At 39.4% G+C, this 20,581-nt stretch carries 15 protein-coding genes and 2 pseudogenes; 10 read left to right on the forward strand and 7 right to left on the reverse strand.

Features of this window, described 5'->3' with window-relative positions; genetic code table 11:
* Positions 1–262: 262 nt before the first annotated feature.
* The 3 genes and pseudogenes from ACSAZL_RS09050 to ACSAZL_RS09060 all read left to right on the forward strand — a co-directional run.
* Positions 263–811: pseudogene (locus ACSAZL_RS09050) on the forward strand (NosD domain-containing protein); the annotation flags it as partial.
* Positions 812–1,186: 375 nt separating this feature from the next.
* A pseudogene (locus ACSAZL_RS09055) lies at positions 1,187–1,909 on the forward strand (PGF-pre-PGF domain-containing protein); the annotation flags it as partial.
* Positions 1,910–2,575: 666 nt separating this feature from the next.
* Positions 2,576–3,838 carry a hypothetical protein gene (locus tag ACSAZL_RS09060; RefSeq protein ID WP_440948352.1) on the forward strand — a complete coding sequence of 421 codons (1,263 nt, stop codon included), beginning with the start codon at positions 2,576–2,578 and terminating at the stop codon, positions 3,836–3,838.
* Positions 3,839–4,032: 194 nt separating this feature from the next.
* Here ACSAZL_RS09060 and ACSAZL_RS09065 read toward each other — a convergent pair whose 3' ends face one another.
* Entirely contained in the window at positions 4,033–4,311 is a 279-nt protein-coding gene (locus ACSAZL_RS09065) for an Ada metal-binding domain-containing protein (RefSeq protein ID WP_440948353.1), read from the reverse strand.
* 1,410 nt (positions 4,312–5,721) lie between these two features.
* On the opposite strand from ACSAZL_RS09065, the gene ACSAZL_RS09070 reads away from it, so the two are divergent.
* From ACSAZL_RS09070 to ACSAZL_RS09080, 3 genes are all read left to right on the forward strand, one after another.
* Complete coding sequence (locus tag ACSAZL_RS09070) at positions 5,722–6,084, forward strand: PAS domain-containing protein (RefSeq protein WP_440948354.1); 363 nt, start codon at positions 5,722–5,724, stop codon at positions 6,082–6,084.
* Positions 6,085–6,300: 216 nt separating this feature from the next.
* Complete coding sequence (locus tag ACSAZL_RS09075; RefSeq protein ID WP_440948823.1) at positions 6,301–6,732, forward strand: GAF domain-containing protein; 432 nt, start codon at positions 6,301–6,303, stop codon at positions 6,730–6,732.
* 684 nt (positions 6,733–7,416) lie between these two features.
* Positions 7,417–7,950 carry a cupin domain-containing protein gene (locus tag ACSAZL_RS09080; protein WP_440948355.1) on the forward strand — a complete coding sequence of 178 codons (534 nt, stop codon included), beginning with the start codon at positions 7,417–7,419 and terminating at the stop codon, positions 7,948–7,950.
* Between the two features lie 1,327 nt (positions 7,951–9,277).
* On the opposite strand, the gene ACSAZL_RS09085 is transcribed toward ACSAZL_RS09080, so the two are convergent.
* The 3 genes from ACSAZL_RS09085 to ACSAZL_RS09095 all read right to left on the reverse strand — a co-directional run bounded on the left by ACSAZL_RS09085 (position 9,278) and on the right by ACSAZL_RS09095 (position 12,086).
* Positions 9,278–10,555 (reverse strand): hypothetical protein, encoded by a 1,278-nt coding sequence (locus ACSAZL_RS09085; RefSeq protein ID WP_440948356.1) that lies wholly within the window; start codon positions 10,553–10,555, stop codon positions 9,278–9,280.
* Between the two features lie 185 nt (positions 10,556–10,740).
* Positions 10,741–11,589, reverse strand: coding sequence for a methanogenesis marker 8 protein (locus tag ACSAZL_RS09090; RefSeq protein WP_440948357.1), 849 nt, complete (start codon positions 11,587–11,589; stop codon positions 10,741–10,743).
* A gap of 353 nt (positions 11,590–11,942) precedes the next feature.
* Positions 11,943–12,086, reverse strand: a complete 144-nt coding sequence (locus ACSAZL_RS09095) for a tetratricopeptide repeat protein (RefSeq protein ID WP_440948358.1) — start codon at positions 12,084–12,086, stop codon at positions 11,943–11,945.
* Positions 12,087–12,461: 375 nt separating this feature from the next.
* Here ACSAZL_RS09095 and ACSAZL_RS09100 point away from each other — a divergent pair, with 375 nt between their 5' ends.
* Positions 12,462–13,940 carry a hypothetical protein gene (locus ACSAZL_RS09100; protein WP_440948359.1) on the forward strand — a complete coding sequence of 493 codons (1,479 nt, stop codon included), beginning with the start codon at positions 12,462–12,464 and terminating at the stop codon, positions 13,938–13,940.
* 450 nt (positions 13,941–14,390) lie between these two features.
* Here the strand turns inward: ACSAZL_RS09100 and ACSAZL_RS09105 are convergent, their stop codons facing one another.
* Together ACSAZL_RS09105 and ACSAZL_RS09110 are read right to left on the reverse strand one after the other, a co-directional pair.
* Positions 14,391–15,377, reverse strand: coding sequence for a tetratricopeptide repeat protein (locus ACSAZL_RS09105; RefSeq protein ID WP_440948360.1), 987 nt, complete (start codon positions 15,375–15,377; stop codon positions 14,391–14,393).
* A gap of 453 nt (positions 15,378–15,830) precedes the next feature.
* Entirely contained in the window at positions 15,831–17,132 is a 1,302-nt protein-coding gene (locus tag ACSAZL_RS09110) for a phenylacetate--CoA ligase family protein (protein ID WP_440948361.1), read from the reverse strand.
* Between the two features lie 892 nt (positions 17,133–18,024).
* Here ACSAZL_RS09110 and ACSAZL_RS09115 point away from each other — a divergent pair.
* Together ACSAZL_RS09115 and ACSAZL_RS09120 are read left to right on the forward strand one after the other, a co-directional pair.
* A complete protein-coding gene (locus ACSAZL_RS09115) occupies positions 18,025–18,270 on the forward strand; it encodes a hypothetical protein (RefSeq protein WP_440948362.1) in 246 nt (81 codons plus the stop codon).
* An 847-nt stretch (positions 18,271–19,117) separates the two neighbouring features.
* Positions 19,118–19,549: a PKD domain-containing protein gene (locus ACSAZL_RS09120; RefSeq protein ID WP_440948363.1), complete on the forward strand. Its 432-nt coding sequence runs from the start codon at positions 19,118–19,120 to the stop codon at positions 19,547–19,549.
* Between the two features lie 19 nt (positions 19,550–19,568).
* Here the strand turns inward: ACSAZL_RS09120 and ACSAZL_RS09125 are convergent, their stop codons facing one another.
* The gene (locus ACSAZL_RS09125; protein ID WP_440948364.1) at positions 19,569–19,832 is read right to left on the reverse strand and encodes a hypothetical protein; all 264 of its coding nucleotides are present in this window, start codon (positions 19,830–19,832) and stop codon (positions 19,569–19,571) included.
* Between the two features lie 144 nt (positions 19,833–19,976).
* Between ACSAZL_RS09125 and ACSAZL_RS09130 the strand changes: the two genes are divergently transcribed.
* On the forward strand, positions 19,977–20,381 hold the full coding sequence (locus ACSAZL_RS09130; protein ID WP_440948365.1) for a DUF3795 domain-containing protein: 405 nt from the start codon (positions 19,977–19,979) through the stop codon (positions 20,379–20,381).
* Positions 20,382–20,581 lie beyond the last annotated feature (200 nt).

The following is a 20,581-nucleotide window of genomic DNA, read 5'->3' on the forward strand; positions in this document are numbered from 1 at the left end:
ATAACATCAAAATCAACTTATGTTGTTGTAATAACAGCGTTGCAAAAAATGTAGGGTGGTTATTCTGAAAAAAAGGATATTATCAATTCTATTCGCTGTAGCCTTGACTTTCCAAGTCCTCGCTGGAAGTGCTGCAGCTACAACCTTTACGGTTGATGACGATGGGCCTGGAAATTATACGACTATCCAGAGTGCCGTAAAAGATGCTGTTTATGGTGATACCATCGTAGTAAAACAGGGAACTTACCCTGAAATTGTTAATATGTCTGAATCTGGTCTGACGTTTAAGGGAGAAGGTTATCCAGAAGTCTATGGATTCGTAAATACTCCAGTAATAGTTGAGAACGAAGTTAGCGATTTCGGGAATGAGAATGAATACATTAACGGCTTCACAATAACAAAAGTTGGAGTTGTAATGGGAGGAAAATATAGCGATCATAACACTATCAGAAACAACCGTTTTAACAATTGCGGCGTTTCCCTAGGCGCCCAAGAGTATGGTATGAGTGACCTGATCGCGAATAATGAGTTTCACGGTGGAGGTATACGACTTGAGTACGGCTATGGCGGGAGTAATATTAATATAACCGGGAATGGGATCTATGATTCAGAATATGGAATTCAACTAGGATACCAGACTGGATGCGTGGAGATCTCAGGAAACAAAATATCAGGCTGTGACGTAGGACTTGATATGAGGCAATATGCCTTGATAGACAGCGTTTTTAATAACAAATTCGAAAACGACGTGAACGTAAGAATGGGCGTTGGTGCTGAAGTCGACTCTTGGAACAAGAGCTCTCTAGTGAAAGGCACTAGTATTATAGGAGGCCCATACATTGGCGGGAACTACTGGGCTACTCCGGCAGGAGATGGCTTTTCACAGACTCATCATGACAATAACAGTGACGGGATAGCTGAAGAAGCGTATAATATTAAATTCTGGATACCTAATGAGAACGGAGGTAACGCGGCTGAAGCAAGTTCCGACATCGTTGTTGACTATTTCCCTCTGGTAACTCCTGCAAAAGCTTCAACTCCGGAACCCGAACCTACTCCAACAGAGGATGAAACTAACGAGACTGTCACTCCAACACCAGAACCGACACCTACTCCAGAGCCGACTCCAACTCCTGAAGAAACTCCCACTGAGGACAGTGGAAGCAGCTCCGGAAGCAGCAGCCACAAGAGTTCCGGAAGTTCGTCCAACGGTGGTGGAGGTGGTGGAGGATCCCCAGAGCCGGCAAAGAACGTTGAAGTGAAAGAACTTGCCCAGGTTTTTATCACAAACGGCAAGGCTGTTGAGTTTGACTTCACAAAGAATGCTACCTGTGTTGTGTCAGTGAGCTTTGATGCGATCAAAAACGTAGGCAAGGCCACTACTATTGTCGAGCAGTTGAAGAACAAATCCGCTCTTGTCCCCGATTTGCCTGCAGGTGAGACGTACAAATCCTTCAATGTCTGGGTTGGAAATTCCGGATACGCGACCTCCAAGAATATCGAAAATCCGAGCCTGACTTTCAAGGTCGAAAAGGCCTGGGTCCAGGATGAAAGTATAGATAAGGACTCAATCACTCTAAGCAGATATGTGGATGAGGATGAGCACGACGACGAGGACGGTACCTGGACAGAACTTAACCTAATCCAAACAGGAGAAGACGATAAGTTCCTGTACTTCTCAGGAGAAACTCTCGGATATGGTTCGTTTGCTATCTCCGGAGCTCTTACCCCACAGGTCCAGGAAGAGGAGAAAATCACTGCCGAGAGCAGAGCCGCTGGGGATATACAGGAAACAAATGAGACTGAAGAACCCGAGTCAAGCAAGAACAAGAATACCGTGCTGAGCTTGGGGATTGTTACCTGTGCTCTGGTAGTCGTTGGAGTAGTAATGAAGGGTATGAAGGGGTAATCACTTCGCGGCCTGTGCGAAGATCTTCTTCAACACCCTCCCATTTTCTTCAAATGCTGACCTCATGAACGACTTTTCCGGAATGCCTGCTGCAGGAGCTCCGGACTCATGAACAAGGCTAGGAATGCTCTCTTTTCCGGGACGTCAAAAACCGAACTTCGATCAGTCTTTCCAGGCCGTCAAAACAGGAATCAAGATACTCTTTCAAACTGATATAAGGAGGGATCGGAGGAAACATGAGATAGTTATTCAAGCGGTCAGTTCCTCCATCAGTAATTTCACGTCAGGAGATCCTGTCAGGTGTTCTTTACCTGGGTAATCACAGTTTCTGCTTCGTCTGGGTCGAGCTTGCCATCTTCAAGATTCGAAATATAAAGGAAATTTTTGACTCCAAACCTGGAAATATTTTTTTTAAGCAACAAAATGTGATAATTCCATTTTGGAAGGATTTTGACTCTTCTGCAAAAATAAAAATGTTAATAATCCGTGAACAACACTTGAGACTAAAACATTTGAAAAATTTCACAACGATTTTGTTTGTTTTTCATGAAGAAAAGATTATTAATGTGTAAGTATGTATATTTAATTCTATATATATTCTATTTATATACTGAACTGGAAGCAAAGTTTCAAATTCATTAAATCAAGGGCAAGGGAGTGGATTAATTGAAAATATCTGGCTACGATTCCGCCGTTGTTCCGGTAATTGGTGTCGTACTTCTTGTACTTATGACGATTCTTATGGCCTCCGGTGTGCTTTATAGTACCAGCTTGAAGGAGCCTGAACCTTTGCAGGTATATATTGATGCAAAGGGAGTTATAACTCCAGCTAGCGTTGGAAGTGAAAGTTTTGCTATTGAATCTTCTTCAGGTATCGGAGGACACATTTCTCGAGAGGGAACAATTTATGCCCTCGAGGGAGGATCTGAAACTTTTGAGATCATACCTGATGACGGGAACAAGATAATTGATGTATTGATAGACGGAGAAACGGTAGGAGCAATCACAAGCTACGAATTCCGGAATATATCCTCAGCCCACACAATATATGCAAACTTCGGGGTGGGATTCGATATTGAAGATAAAGAAGTGATACCTAAGGGTGAATTTACAGGAAGTGCTACCGTGATAGGAGCTGCAATAACAAACGGAGCTGGAGGCGATCCTATCGAGGTAACTGCTCGTATTCTTATCGGAGGCAACTCAACCGATCCTTGGGGAAGCTATGATAATCCGATGAGTGGAAACGTAAACGATGGTAATAACCCTCGTACCTGGAGGTTTCAGGAAACCTATCAAGGCGATACACCTGTGACGGTAAAAGCCTGCTCCTGGAGGAAATACGGTTCAAGCCGGTCTAAATTACTTGAAGTCAGTTCCTCGGGCAATTCACCTAACATGAAAGTACTCAAAAATGGGGATTCGGTTCCTCCCATACAGGGATTCGCAGATCAGGCTTCTATGGAAGAATTTGTCAGTTCCTACATTGAAGACGGGAAGATGAAGCTAGGCGAAAATGAAGCCATATACTTCTTTGAACTGGGAACCACTGATTTAAGCTCCTCTGGCGCTGATTTCCAGGATCTTGTAGTACTCGTATCCCTGGAATTCGCAAATGAGACAGAAGAAACAAACGTACAGCAGTATTCTCCGATCTTGATTCCTAAAATAGTTATCGAGCACCTTGGGGGGGATACGCTAAACTTTAGTTCTCCTTACGTAGAAGTTATGCTTGAAACTGATTCCGGCACATACCGGATTGATGCAGAAGGACTCGGCCTTCTGTATGTAGGGTGTCAGAAGAGCCTTGCTCTAAAAGAATATGAAACCAATAATTGGATTGACATAAAGCCCAGAGACAAATGCGATTTGAAAATAGTAGATACCCGGAGCAAGACCGTAATAATAAATAAGGAAATTGAATTCTGAAGAAGTGTGGTAAAGTATTGAAAGGATTAGAGAGATCTATACCCTCTAATCTTCTATGTATCCAGTCCCAGCGTCCAGATTCCCAGGCAAAAAGGAAATGCTTCAAGGCATATAAACTCACGCCGGCTTACAGGTTAGCTGCGGAACTGAGATCTTAATACAAAAAAGAAAATGAGAAGATAGATATAGAACCCTCATGGATTACACACTTCGCACGGCCGATATCCGGCTGCTATAGCTTCCTCTCTACTATAAAATATGACTAGACTTTCCGGACTGATTTTTGGTGCATAACGGCATCCAGCTTCATGGAAAACCTTACTGTCCGGGTTACCCTGATATTCTGCGTTAGCTGAGTTCGGTGTCGGAGTTGGTTCAGAAGATGGCGTTACTTGAGACGCTGCCGTGAAAACGGATGCAGGTTCAACTCTGTAATAGGCGTGACTTTTCATTGAAATAAGATCCATCGGCATTAAGATTCCCTATCAAGATAATGTCTGTTTATCCTGGACATTTGTCCTCAACGTATTTGATGACATCACTCAGAGAGTTAATTTACTCAGTGGCCTCATTTGGATCTGTTCTGGATAAAAAATATCTATTTTTCAGGCTTAAAGGTCTTGTTAAAAATAAGTTGTAGAGAGAGTCAGATTGAGAGGAAAGGGGTTTTTCCTCTCTATTTTAGTGTGGTGGCGTGGTATGGGGATTGAATCTAACCCGCTCTTATTGTTCATTCCGTTTTTTGAGCTATGAAAATTTATTATAAACTATTATAATCCCAAAATATATATAATTTGTGGGGAAGTGTAGTAATATTCCGAAAACTTAACAGTTTACGTTAAAAAATATCAAATAAGTTCCAATTGAGAGGAAAGGGATTTTCCTCTTAATTTTAGATATTTGTGGCAAGAATTGAAGATGAATCCATTCTGAATCTCGTTTTTTATGGATTTTCCAAGCTATGCAAACTTGGCACAGGTCAAATACTGTTACAAGACATAAATTTTGTGAATGTGAATATGGTGCAAATCAGACTTTTTTAGAAAAAAATTTGATATAAAAAAGTATATGTGCATAAAAAGCTAACGATTACATAGAGAAAACTGGAAATGTAACTGGAATCTTAAACCCTTGTTTCTCCTATTTTAAGCTGAAAACTGGCCCAAGTCCAGTTCTCTGCCTGCTCCCTAAGATTGAATAAATAATTATGAACGTAATTTTCATTTCTTCCGAAAAGTTTTTTAATATACACTATTCTATTATGTAGACCAGTTTCAAAACTAAATATTCTCTGCATTCGATAAATAAGCTTGCTTTATTTTTATACTTAAAATGGTCTTTTACTGGATATTTCTCGCTTACTTTCAGAGAGCTTGACTGTTTCTTACATATTTAAGATGTGTTTAATCTTCAAAAGAGGCGATTAAAAGAATATTTAATGAGTAGGCGACAATAAATAGTTGCCAGCTTTAAGACTATATGCCTCCCATAATTCCATGCACGATGCCTTCATTTTCTCCTTGAAGCTGGTCACTGTTTTTGATACTTAGGGATCATTTCCATTTATAGTATCATACGGAATGCAAGGAGAATTCAGGAAAGCTGTCGAAGCTAAATTATAAATTTGATTTATATTACTACAAAAAACTCAGTTCAATTTTGGCTTATATATTTTTCCCTTTAGATTTGATTTTTTTGTGAATTTACATCTTAAAATATTTCTTCATTCAAGCACTAGTGAGTCTCTTTATCATGATGTTTCATGAGGATCAAATCACAATCTTTTTTAATTATGTTATGTTTCTATGTAATTATAACAAAAATATTAAATATGTAGGACTTTTTCATAGCCTCCTGCTAAAGGTTTTTATATGGGGAATAAAATGACTAGAGCAGCTTCGAGTTCGGCTAAATTTGGAAATAATGGAAGGCAGAAGCCCTGTGAATATCTTAACAAGAGAGCTTTATGCAGTGCGCTTGAATTGATAAAAGAACTGGTTTCATTAATCAATGAATCTCCGGCTATTATTTTTTTATGGCGTCTAGAGAAATACTGGCCTGTAGATTTTGTTTCTGAGAACATAAAGCAGTTTGAGTATACGGTAGAAGAATTTATGTCAGGAAAGATTCTTTATGGGAATATCGTGCATCCGGATGACCTTGAAAAGCTCGAAAGGGATCTTTCAATAAGGATTGAGAAAAATCATGTTGATTTTTCTCAGGAATACCGAATACTGACAAAATAGGGAGAAGTACGCTGGGTTGAAGAAAGGACCTGTATCGAAGCCGATGATAATGGGGCCATAAAATATCTTAAAGGCATAGTTCTGGATATTACCGAAAGAAAACGAAATGAGAAACTGCTCTATATCCAGAGAGACCTGGGAATTAAGTTAATTACTTCGAATTACCTGGATGAAACCCTCGATCGGCTGCTTGGCTCGTGCCTTCAGATAGATGAAATCGATGCCGGTGGTATCTACCTGGTTGATGAAGAAACCGGAGATATGACTCTGGCTATTCATTGCGGTTTCTCTCCTACATTTGTCGAGAATGCCTCTTTTTATAGTGCAAATTCCCTAAATGTCAGGCTCGTTATGATAGGGCAACCTGTCTACAAGCAGCATATAGATCTCCTTCTTACCTCCAGAGACGATGCACTCAGAAAGGAAAATCTTAGAACTATGGCAATAATCCCTGTAAAATACGGAAAAAGGGTTATTGCTGCTTTTTTCCTTGCCTCACGAGTAGAGTATGAGCTATCGGATAGCGTGTGTACAGTTCTCGAGACTATTGCAACTCAGTCTGGTTTTTTCATTTCCCGAAACAGACTGGAAGAAAAACTAAAAGAATGTAGGAAGAAACATTCACGAATCTATCAATCAAGGACATGAAAGTCACAGATACGGTTACGGTGAAGAACTTGCCCGTGGGGCACTTCACGGACTGAAAACATATGTATATGATGGGATAGATGTCAGGGAACTTTGTAGAATTCTGAAAAAATATTATAGTGTTGTAGCTGCATACTGCTGTGATCTGGGGGCCAGGTTGAAAATTTAGATGAGGATGTATTGTCCGGATCACAGGCATCTGTACTATGCCTATCCTTCTCCTCCACAGTGAAGGGGAAAGAGCAAAACAAAAAAGTGTTTGGAAACACTTTTCGATGAAGGGGAATCAGATAAAAAGGTACTTTTTCTCTCTTTCAGATGCTGACCTGGGAAAACAAGCGAAATTTCTGAATACTTATTAATTTAGTTTAGTGATTTTTTGGGAACTGTGATTTTACAGAACTTTTAGAATAGCTGCATTACAGAACTTTTAGAATATCTACAGATTTTACACTAGAGGTTGATTTAGGAAAATATTTTATTATTATTTTTATTATTTTTATATGCCTTGAATATATATGGGTAAAGTAGAATTTTTGTTATGAGGTTGGTTTATTTCAGATTTATTATATATTAGTTCTAAATAATATTTCTCTATATTAAATATACACCAATAATAATCAAATATAATTGGATATCACTAACAACGATATCCATTCTGAAATAACTTTGGGGTGTGGACTAATGGAAACACAAATTAATAGAATAAAAAAGACGCTGAGTATTTTGCTTGTGGTTTGTTTTTTACTGTCAGTGGCAGCGATTGCAGTAAGTGCTAGAGAGCAAGAAAATGTATGTGGAACAATGGAAGATAATAAAAAGAAAGGATTTTCTATTAATATTGAAAAAGCCACTTTGGAAAATAACGATTTCCGCAAAGTGCTCTATACTGCAAAGCACAGCCAAGTGGTACTTATGAGCCTCAAGCCCGGGGAAGAGGTCGGAATGGAAGTGCATGAGAATGACGACCAGTTTTTCCGCTTTGAAGAAGGACAGGGGAAGTGCATAGTTAACGGTAACGAATACGAGGTAGGTAACGGGTCTGCGGTTGTGGTGCCGGCAGGTGCCCGGCACAATATCATCAATACTTTGAAAACAGGTCCTCTAAAATTCTATACAATCTATTCGCCGCCTGTTGACAAGGACGGAATCGTGCGTGCCACAAAGGAAGAAGATGAAGCCAATCCAGCGAAATTTGATGGCGTAACTACGGAATAAGAACCCAAAAAGCAAAAGTAACGCTTTATTTTCATAAAGCGTTTTTCTTTTTTATTATTATGGGGTTAAAAGTTTAATCCTATTAATTTACAGACTTTCTGAAATGTGCTTTCTTGCCCTTTAAATTCTCAGACGAGCCTTTCTTTTCCAGTATAAAGGGGAAATTTATTACTAAAGTAAGAGACTAATTTCTTTAGACTGGTGGCATTTGGGATTGAATCTATTTAACTATTTTTGAAGACTTTTGCTCAAATCGTTTTTGTAAAGCTTCAACCTGCCATTACAATATAGAATCTATAGATAAATAATGTAATATTAGACTGAGCATATCGAGACATAATTCTGAAAAATTATTATAGTGTTGCAGTTGCATACTACTGTGATCTGATGGTCAGGTTGGAAATTGAGATGGGAGAAAAAAACGCTTTTCATATAAGCAAAATATCATGATTGAAAGGAGAGGGTTTTTTCTTCCCAAATTCGAGGGGAGGGTCATATACCGCATTTGGGATATCCCCATTCAATCACGATGCGTGCTTGTCTACTATTGGGCATGTTTCTGTACTATTGCCTTGTTTTCATTCAATTGCCATTTTTCTCAATTAATATATTCGTCGGTTTAATTATGCCCAACTCTGCCTAACTATGTCTATGTATATATAAGTATCTCAAATTTATTAGCAAGTAAAACATTTTTACATGTTGATTTATATATGTTACAAAGTTAGAAATTAGAGGAGTTGGAACAATAACGCTAGCATCCCAAATTATACTTACAATCAAAGAACTGTCATAAAAAATTTTTATAATGTATGACTGTTTATCTGATGACCAGCTTCAAAATTGGCAATTCCCTCCTGACAAAATATTGAAGCTGGTCAAGGCTTCTTCTATATCAGTTCGGAATGAAAAATATCTGTTTTAAATCTTTGATATACGTATAAAATATAATAGAAAAGAGTGTGATTGAGAGTTTTAGGGGTGTGGCTCTCTCAATCACTGATGCGTTCAAATCCTTTGGGATTCTTTCATAATTCTGCTTTTTCAAACCAAGCAGAATCTATATTTCATAATGTTCCTTCTCATATATGTAACTTTCTCAAATTTATGAATAGGTTAAATTTCTTTTCACCTTTTTTAATTTATTTTGGAAGGTTAGCTAATTCTCTGATGACCAGGTTGAAAATTGAGATGAGTATGTACGGCCCGGATCACAGGCATCTGTACTACGTCTATCCTTCCCCTCCACAGTGAGGGGAGTAAAAAATAGTTTTATACTCAAATAAACATTTTTTTTCTGTTGGTAATTCTGACTCAGTTTCGAAATTCAGATTACAAATCCTGAGGTATCTTCAACCATACCCAATCCGCTGCCCGTCCCTTCAAGGGTTATGACCCTATCTTCTAGTTCAACCTGGAAATCGACGACGTCGACAAGGTTCTCTATGTATCTGAAATTGAAATTTTTGGTGAAACTGAAAGTCTCCTTACAATAGCTCTTCGTGACCATGAACACTCGGCCCTCTTCAGCTGTAACGATCCATCGTTTGTTCCCTTTTTCCGAAGGGTATTCGTACACTTTTGCTTTCCTGAAGCGGTGCAGCTTTCTGGTCTCTGAATCGTAAAATTCCATGGAGTTGTGTATATTGTATTCTACCCCAATAATCTCGATATTCGGAATATAGTAAGTCAGGACAGACCCGTTTTTGAAAATGATTCTCGACCACTTCCAGGGAATAAACGGCCCGATGACAATTACTTTTTGAGCATAGCATTTTCCGGAGAAATCCTTCCCAAACAGCTCACCCTTGAAATCGAAGTAGAGGTTTGCGAACCTGTACCCGAATAAGCCTCTGAAAAATTCAGACAGCTCAGAGTTGTAATTAACATCAGCCGGCTCTTTGATATCCAAACAGCAGACCTTTTCGTCATTTTTTGAAATATCAAGCATATATTTCGGGAAAGCTCCATAGAAATCCGCTGTCATATCTTTGCTGGAACAGGTCACTCTATCATTTTCCACTTCGATGGCCCCAGGGTCATCCGTGAGGTTTATCTTCATCCCGTCATATGCCCAGGCAACGCAATATCCATCTGTTCTATCGTTAACCACCCTGCTGTTTTCCACATACCTGCCGTTGACTTCGATATCCCCTGCGCTCCTGCCGAATGTGAGAAAAAACTGGCGTCTGGAACCGTCATCGGCTGTGAATTTCATAAACCAGTATTCTTTCCCGAAAAGAGGAAGGTCTTCAAAAGAGAAAAGGAGGTCATCAATGCCTTTTTTGACTTCTTTCTTCAACAACAACTTTTCTATTTTGTTTTTACTTTCCTTTAAGTCCTGTATTGATGCGATAAATGCTTTCTTTTCAGTTTCAGGCAGATTTCTGATGTAATCGTTTCTTTCCCTTATAAAGCGCAAAAGCTTGTTTTTTTCGATTATAATTCGCTCTTCAAGAGTTCTGTTTTTGTTCTCTTTTTCATTTCCTACGGCAGGCTTGTCATTCATTATGACATGTTCATTATTCACTATGATAGATTTGTCATTCATTATGGCAGATTTGTCATCCATTATGGCAGGCTTGTCATTTGATATGGTGTTCATCTAATCTTCCCTGGAACTTAAAACAATACCTTTTCAGAGTTATAACATTCATAAGTTCTAAAAAATATAATCTTATCGTAGAAAATACTGCAGACTGATTGTTTGAAGGCAAAAAGAGGAGCAAGAACTGAAAAAGGAAATGAAAAAGGAAATGAAAAAGGCTTTGACGCCGTTTTTATTTCGTTTTAGATCAGATCCCTTGGCTGTTTGTGCTCAGGCAGTACAGGCAGGGCCATGGTATTGATCAGAATCGGGCTTTTGATGTCCTTTGCCCTTTCGATAACAAGTTCTTTTCCTTTCTGGGTAAGGGCAAAAAGCGGTACTGCAGTCCCGACCTGTGCGATGGGCTTTACAAGGTCCCTGATGGGCTTTGAAGCGCAGCTGGTCACGATATCCGAATTTTCCACAAGGACCTGGGCTTCTTCCCTGTTTAAACCTGTAACATGTACCCCAATTACTATAAGATCAAGCCCGAGTTCGGCTTCAAGCTTCCGTAACTCTTTTGCGGTTTCACCGAAAGCTGCGGTTACAGCAATCTTTTCGTACCCGAGTTCGGCTGCCTTTTTCACGCCTGCAACAGGGTCCATTTTTGCAGTTGAGGGGTCAAGCACGATTCCGCCGCGTTCTTCTATTCCGTTTATGATGCCATCGATAGGTTCGGTTTCGACCAGGCCGGACATCCGTCCTCCCATGCCCTGAACAAGGGTAGGGTTGTTGGAAATGACTGTCCCCGCTCCGTCACAGGCGGTTACTGTTGTGTCAAGCAAACCCCTGCTCAGGCCCGTCATCATGACTTCCGATGCTCCGAACCCTACAAAGTCTTCGAGTTCCAGCCTGCGCTTTTCCGTAAACATCCCGAAGTCGCTGATCCTGAATTCCATATTCTTTTTAACTTCTTCAGGGGTGATCTTCTGGATCCCATGGATCTTGGCAAAAAGGGGACACCAATCAACTTCAGGCTCTCCGACTTCGATGACCTTTCCATCTTTTACGACAACTCTTGTCTTTCCAAGCAATTCCATTATATGAGGCATAGTTCCACCTTTAAAGCTGAGCAAAAATACGATTGTTAAGAAACTTAAATTAGGAAAAAACTGCAGGTAAGGTTTGTGGTTGTTTACTTAATAGTTTATTGGTTTTAGGGTTTTGATTCTACTTCTGGGTTTTTATAGGGATTTTTATTGCTTGGCTTGTGGCTTTAAAAATCATCGTCTCGTTTTTTGGGTTTGAAGTGTAAATTTTATTGATTATCGTAGCCTGAGTTGAAAGTTACTGTTCATTTACTTCCCAATTTATGTCAGGATTTCAAATTTGCATCTTCCCAGGCAGCAGTCCCGTTTGCGAAGCAAACGGCTTTTCCCATGAAAATAAAAAAAGAAAACAAAAATCAATCTTCAGACCCTTCAAGTTCCTTCAATTTCTGCTCGCAAAAACAAATTATCCTCGGGTCTTCAATTGCTTTTCCTATAGCCAGGGATTGTTTCAAAAACTCAATTGCTTTTCTGGGTTCGCCCAGATCACTGTATGCCAACCCCAGATTTACGAGATGATTTCCCTCTCCGCATACTTTTCAGCTTCTTCGTATTTTTTTAGCTTCTTTGCAGCCCCCACGGGAAATGCCACTCTCCGGCGTCGAGAGGGAACTTGCTCGGGATCTTTGAAAGCGGCATCTACAATCGGTTTTTGTAATATAACATGAAAAATGAGCTTTAAAGTTTAGTTATACGTTTTGGGTATTTCTGTGGTATTATTTTTACAAAATAGGGATAAGTCAAAACAGAATGGGAGTAAGGAATCATTTGAACAATCAACAGATCAACTCTCCTAGTTTAATTAACGCTCCACCAAAGTTTCTAATATATTTAATGAAAAATTAAGCTGGGGGTTATATATGAAAAAATATATAATGGCTATAATACTTGGCATTGCTTTTATACTGTTAACAGGAACCAGCTTCGCAGCGAATGAAACGTATGACGCGGGAGCTTTTCAACAGGCTTTAGAACAGAATGGATTTACCGTACAGGAAGGCGAAGTGGGTTACTTTGATTTTCTCAAGCTATTTGAGGAAGGAGTACTGCCTTCTGCATACGGAAACAATCCCACCACAAAATATCTGATATATTTTGTTCCACCGGCACCTGGTTATGAAGTAGATGAACAAATTAAGCAAATAACCAGTACGCTTGGAGTAAAAGAGAATACAACTCCTTTCTGGAACCTTGGTCCTGATGAAGCTGTTGTTTTCGTGGGAAGAACGGCGCCGGAATGCAGGTACTTCAGCTACGACAGTTTCATTATGCACAGGACAATTGGGGACGAGAGGAGATGGCTCTTCGCTAACATAGCAGATACGATTAATAACCTTGTTATCAAAACCGAAGGAACTCCAAACGGGTCTTCCGGGAATCCTTTCAATCAAACCACAATAATAATCCTTACTGCTGACAGAGGCATTGATCAACGCATCCGGGCCGCTGCCCAGTCTGCAGGATATTCGGACAATATAATTAATACCCAGGTGATGCCCTCAGTCATGCTGAACATGGGCCTGGAGAATGATTCCGATACATTTGCCTTATTTTTCCGCCCAGCTCTATTTAATGACACGCAGGCTGGCGACGATTACATAAATAATCCACCTGCAACTGTTTTCAGGATTACTCCCAACGAAACTGTGGAACCTGACCCATATGATTATCCGGAACTGAGGGTCCGTGGAACCGGGCAAACAGAATTTAACCTTATGGATGATCTCGAAGAGCTTAGGATTGCCATTCTCAACAAATATAATGAGTCAAATGCCACAGAGCTTCCGACCAGTCAAGGAGTTCCTATAGGGAGTGATGCTATTCAGAGAGGAATCAATGGTGTAGGTCCTACCAACGATGCAGTTTATCTATGGTCAGCAAACCAGACAGCCTCTTCGCCTACACCTCCTTTCTTTGACACCTCGCAGTACTATCCATTCTTGCAAGAGCCAGAAATTACACTGGGCAACGACTCCAGTGAATTCATAATTGTCTATGGGGTCAATCATGCAGCCACAGGAAAGGCGACGTACTCGAACTTCTGCATATACGGAGCTGATGGGTGGAACGGTGTTAGAGCAATCACAGACGCAGATTTCAGCGGGTCTGCTGAGGAATATCTTCCTGACAATCCCAATGCTAAATACCTGTATGTTTACAAGCTAGCCAGGAACTGCAGCGAAGACGATCAATACTGCTACGAGGTTCCTTATGGTCGTGGAGCTTATGGTATCGAACTGGATCAACCGCTTTTCATTGCATGGAGAGCCTACCTGGAAAACACAACAAAAACCGGGCCAGCCTACTCAGAGATCGTGTACGATAGGGCTATAAAATTCGACCCAAAGAATTGAGATAAATAAAGAAATGGGATATTAAGGTAGTTTCAAGCTCTGGTTGATATGTGTTACCTGAAAACACATATCTTCATTTTTTATATCTACAAAGCCAGAGTCTTATTTTTACATGAGCCTTATTTTTACATGAGCCTTATTTTTACATGAGTCTTATTTTTACATGAGTCTTATTTTTACATGAGCCTTCATTTATATAACTTTCAGACCTCGTATCCAACTATGCGATATTTGAACAACATTTCATAAGAATTCAGATAATTTGAGCTGGAGCAGGTATCGATTTTAGGTAAATAATTAAACTCAAGACATATTATGGTACAGAATCGATGGCTTTAAGGCAAGAAAATTCCTTAACTGGGAGAGATGGAACTACTTTTTTGATTTTTTTGAGATCAAATTCAAACTCTATATTTCTCCTTTTGGCCGGATAACTTTCAAACTAAGCATTTATTTTCGACCCGCACAAAATAGCTTAGAGCCGTTTTTTTCTTTCAGCTCTTTTGAAACCTCTGCTTTCTGTCTCGAATAACGCTCTGCTCTCTTTGTTTCTTGCAGACACCCTAATTTTTCTATAATAATTTCTTCCTGTCTCCGGTTTCCGAATTCTCTGGAAATCACGAGTGCCTGTTCATAACATTCAATTGCTTTTTCTTTTTCTCCCAGAAAGCTATATGCCAAACCTAACCTTTCAAGAGTTTGTCCTTCTTTACATCTTTCCCCCATCTCCATCAGGATTTCAAGTTCCTGTTCGCTATATTCTGCTACTTCTTTCATTTCTCCCAGGCGATTATGTGCTAATACCAGGTTCTGAAGAAGATCTCCTTCCCCTCGCTTATCTCCAATTTCCCTGGAGATTTTAAGGGCCTGACCGTAGTATCCAATTGCTGCCCCTACCTCCCCCAGCTGATAGCATAAGTTTCCCAGGTTTCCCATGTTATTTCGTTCTCCCGTCAAATTACCGGTTTCTCTGGCGATTTTAAGTGCATACTCGTAGAATTCAATTGCTTTTCCGTTTTCTCCCAGAAAAGCGTATGTCATCCCTAAATTCCCGATAACGGTTCCTTCACTTTCTATATCCCCTGTTTCCCTGCAGATTTCCAGGGCCCGTTCATAATATTCAATAGCTTTCTCTATCTCTCCAAGGCGAGTATGGGCTAATCCCATATTTTCGAGAGCCAGTTCTTCTCCCTGCCTGTAGCCTATTTCTTTAAAAATCTCCGCTGCCTGCTGGAAATATTCAATAGCCTTTCTTATTTCTCCTAAATGGCTGTAAGCCAAACCCAATTTTCCAAGATTATTTCCCTCTTCCCTTCTATTTCCACTTGCCCTGGAATTTTTAAGATCCAGCTCACAAATTTCAATTGCTTTTTTGCTTTCTTCTGCATTATTGTGTGTCAATCCAAATTTTATAGATCTGTTTTTTGCTTCTCGCATACTTGTTCCCCCCCTTTACGGAAATTATATTTTCTTTAATAGTTGATGAAGCCGCTCACTTTTCTTTCCGATTTCTCTGTGTTCTCCCTGATAACTGTTTTTAAGAACATCTGAATTACACTTTCTTTTTTTTAACAACGTTTTAAAACAAGATAAATTTTTTCGTTTTAAAGACGAAGATCATATCGCGAAATTTTAAATACAGGTTTTTAATTTCCATTCATTTTTGCAATAGAAGGAATTTTGCAAAAAAACAGCTTCGAGCTTTATTAGATAGCTTCGACATTCTAAGAAGAAATATTTTTAGTCTTGCTGCCTGGTAAAAAAAGTCTGAATTTAGTTTAAGGAAAGTAAAAAAGCTAATAAACTTAGTTAAAAAGTTAGTAAATTCAGAGAATTAGAATTCCCTGATTTTTTGAGTTACTGAACAGTAATTCAAAGTTTCTCGAAGGCTCAGAGCTGAGGTCTTCTGTCAATGATCCTCTTTGCCTTTCCTGCAGTCCTCTCGATGCTGCCCTTCTCAAGCAATTCGACGTTTGTGCGGATGTTGAGGACGGCTTTGAGTTCACGCTGAACATGATCCTGGACGGCTTTGAGGTCTTTCAGGTCGCCGGTGAAGGCGTTTTCTTCGAGTTCGACTTCGATTGTGAGTTCATCGAGCATGTGTTTATTGCGGTCGAGGATGAGCTGGAAGTGTTCGCCAACCTCCGGGATTCTTGAGATAACGTCCTGGATCTGCGAGGGGAAGACGTTGATTCCGCGGACGATCATCATGTCGTCGGCCCTGCCGAGAAGGCGGGAGATCCTTGTGGTTGTCCTGCCGCAGTCGCACTCGGACTCGAGAAGTTTTGTCATGTCGCCTGTGCGGTATCTTATGTTGCAGAAACCTTCTTTATTGAGGGAGGTCAGGACAAGTTCGCCTTTTTCGCCTTCAGCGACCTGCTCGCCGTTCTCGTCAAGGACTTCTACAAGGAAGTTATCGCTCCAGATGTGAAGGCCGTTCTGTTCCTGGCATTCGAAACCGACTCCCGGGCCGAACATTTCGGATAAGCCGTAGCAGTCGTAGGCTTTGAGGTTGAGCCTTTTTTCAAGCTGCTTTCTTGTGTTTTCCGACCAGGGTTCGCCGCCGAAGATCGCTGCTTTTAAGGAGAGCTTGTCTATGAGGCCGAGCTCTTCTGCGGTTTCTGCGAGGTAGAAAGCATAGGAAGGAGTGCAGTGAACTGCGGTTACCCCGAAGTCGATCATCATTTCGAGCTGGCGGGCGGTATTGCCTGTGGCTGCGGGAACGATCATGGCTCCCATTCTTTCAACGCCGTAGTGGAAGCCGAGTCCGCCTGTAAAGAGGCCGTAGTTCATGGCATTCTGGACAATGTCGCCTTTTGAAAGCCCTATCATTGTAAGGCTCCGGGCAATTAAGTCCGACCAGGTCTCGATGTCCTTTGCAGTATAGCCGACAACCGTGGGCTTTCCGCTGGTCCCGGAGGAAGCGTGGATGCGTACGATGTCCTCCTTCTTTGCAGCAAAGAGCCCGAATGGATAGTTGTCCCGAAGGTCTGTTTTGCGTGTGAAAGGCAGTTTCCGGACGTCCTCGAGGGTTTTGATGTCCTCGGGAGTGACTCCTGCCTCTTTGAATTTCTGCCTGTAGAAAGGAACGTTATCATAGACCAGCTTTGTACTGTTTTGCAGGCGTTTAAGCTGAAGTCTCTTCAGTTCTTCGGGATTCATTGTTTCGTATTTCGGCTGCCAGTATTTCATTAAAAGGACCTTCTTCTAATTTGTAAATCCGTTCTCCAGTTGTAAATTTTAATGCACGAATGCCATGCCTCTGCATGTCATGATATATCAAGTAATCCTATGAGTAATATAAAATGTTTGGAAAAATCCTTCTGTACTGTAACCCTTCCCACATATAAATATTGTTGAGGTGAGGTGTTTTGAGTTAGTGAGGTTAGTAAATTTAGCGGATTCGAATTCTATCTCCCAGCACCAAATTAAGGGATATAGGTAACTCAAAAAAGTGTACACTACTGAAAAACTCCAACAGCACTATTTTTTTAGGAATTTGCCCCAGGTAAAAGATATTTTTATAATGCCAACTATATAATGTCAAAAAAATGCCACGCTGTTTTACATGAATAATGCACAAACATGTTTTTAGAAAGTTGTTCTGGCCAAAAAATTTCCTCTCCTTTTATGGCGGCTTCATGACAAACTTCTGCACCCCTGACTACATAGGAATAGGAAAATCAGCTGCTATGGACAAAGATACCGTCCAGGAGATTCGTGTATGCCGGGATAGTTGAGATTACCCCCTTATCTTTTTTCAAATTGCGTCACATCTATCAAAGACAACTTAAATTAAAATTAGAATCAGTTAAAGAAAAAGAAGGTTCAGGTGGAATTTAACCTTCAATTCCGGTTCCCTGATCATTCGGCTTGAATTCAAATAAAAACAGTCAGTTTTTTTCTGCTGATCTACCCTGAGATCTTAAAGAAATTAACTTTAATATACAACTACATACATTAGAAAAATATAATATCAACGTCAGTCAGTTCATTTTCGAAATATTTATATGTAGCTGCTATTTATATATCCCAGTGTAATAGTGAAATCAGCGGAAAATGTCAAAAAATATCTGCTTATAAATTGCTCTATTTTGAAAACAAAAGCAAAATAGGGCTTTTTGAAACCCTATTGCAAAACAGCTTTCAGCAAACAAGGATTGAAACAATAAAAAACAAAGGAGGAAAATATATTAAAAGAAATGAAGATGATTGGGATAAGGAACTTAAACCAGACATGAAATACTATCGAGGCTGGCCTTTGATAGTTCTGATCACCCTTGTGCTTGCCAACGTATATATAGAAATTAAATGGCTTTTCTTTAGCTAAAAATTGCAAAACAGCTATCAGCAAAACAAGGATTTAAACAGAACGTGTACGAACTCGTCAATGAACTTTTGTTATTATCGCAAAACAGCTTTTTTGCGGGATGATCTTGTTCAAACTCCAAATCTAAAATATTTTTATATGTAAAACACTTTGCCTCTATCATTTTTTCGACAGCAACCTTCCTACTTATCACGTTGTTATTTTAGCTATTTTTAGTATTCATTTTCGTGGTTTTGCGGCATGATTTATGTGAAAAAACCAACTTTTTTATAACTATGCATTTGTTCTTTCAGGCGGCCACCCTAAAGGATGGGGTATGCTTCGGGACGCCTGCCCGGTTTCTGGGTAATAGCTTAGTATCCGTTTAACAAGGTTTCCCTATTTAAGTGACTAAAGCTCTGCTTTCGGTTTTCTATTCCAATCCTTATTATTTTACAAAGAAGCTACAATTTAGAGATTTAATGAAAACCAATATGAGGCGAGGTTCCGCTTCATCCCCTGCTTAAAGGACGGAGCATGCGTGACCCTTCACACTTCCGTAGTGATAAAAGGATCTTCTTAAGATATAGTACTATATAGCTTTCTCCTTAACCTTCTCACAATCCTCATTTTTTAGATTGTGACAATTGAGAACTTTATTAAATGAATTTGTAATGTTATAATGTTTTATGTAATAAAATAAAGCATCATAAAGCTTTAAACTCTCCTCTTGTTTTTTATTTAATTTCCTGAAAATAAGTATGTTTATATATTATTTTATCCTGTAGTCTTTGAGTAAATTTACTCTGTTATTTTTGATTACGGATGTTCCCGGATCAAACGAAGTAAAAAAACAAGAGGAAGTATAATGAAAAATAATAGAAAGTTTATGTGGAAAATAACATTATCTGTTTTCACCATATTGATGATGTTGACTTTATTGTCTTCAGCAGCCTCTGCATCACTTACTATATACGCGACCCCCCTTGGTGCAGGAACTCCTCCAGCGACAGCCCGTCTAACCGGTGGAGGTAATTCCATTGATTATACGGCGGTAGCCGCTTCAACTACCGATCCGCGATTAGTACAATTCAAGGACCTGTCAAAAGGTACAGAGACATATATCAGATGGGACTTCGGAGATGGACAATATCTCGAAGGAACAAAAATTACTCCACAACTAAAAAATCCGGTACACAAGTATGCAAAGACCGGTTATTATATTAGTTGCCTGACTATCAGGTGCACTGGTTATAATGGAAGGTTGTGGGTTCATAAGACACTTATTATTAAAGCATAAGATTATTATTAAATAAATTTTAAAAAGTCAAAAATCTACTTACCATTCCAATTTTTGTACATCGTGTTTGTATGTAATCTCTGTAATTATTACCTCCCAACAAATATCCTCCAAAAAAACTCCTCACCTTTAGCCTCCCAACTTTATACACCAATTTTTTGAGGAGTCTAACACCGAAAACTGCATAGGACCTGAAAAATTTTCCAAAAATATACATCACGATGTATATTATTTTTTTAATGCAAAATAAATATTCTTGAGCCGGTAATCCTATTTTTGCCATTCATTGACAGTAAAAGTCGGATTTACGTTAAGGTCGGTGTGCACTCAAACTTTATGAGCATTACTATCTAAATAGATACACGTAGTATAAAAGGAGTAAGATCCAGGAAGGAGTAAGATCCAGGAAGGAGTAAGATCCAGGAGTATGATATTGTTGAACGAAGCTCTACTCATTGCTCCCTGCGGAATGAATTGTTGCATTTGCACGGCTTACTTAAGAAAGAAAAACAAATGTCCCGGCTGTAGAATTGACGCTAAAAAACCTGTTACTCGAGTTGTATGCAAAATAAAAACATGTGAAGCTTTAACAGAAAACAAATTAACATTTTGTTTTGAATGTGAAAATTTTCCTTGCAAAAATTTGAAGCATCTGGATAAAAGGTATCGTACCAGATACGATATGAGTATGATTGAAAACCTTGAAAACATTAAAAAAATTGGTATAGAGGAATTTCTAAAAAATGAAAAAATAAGATGGACGTGCACCGAATGCGGAAGCATAATCTGTGTTCATAAAGGCAGTTGTTATAACTGCGGGAGAAAAATTTGAATTGAAAACTTTATTTTTAATTTCATCCTGAGGGTTTGACCAACTCTAGTTTATCAAATATTCTCGTTCACATCAATTCTCTTTCACATCAATTGCCTGCAATTCCCTGCACTTCTAATATTTTTAAGTCACTATAAGTAAACTTTTCATACTGGCGTGGAAATATAAGCTATATTAATAAAATAAGGGGGACTGCTGGA

The sequence above is a fragment of the Methanosarcina mangrovi genome (assembly GCF_052057765.1).
In the GTDB taxonomy this organism is placed as follows: Archaea; Halobacteriota; Methanosarcinia; order Methanosarcinales; family Methanosarcinaceae; genus Methanosarcina.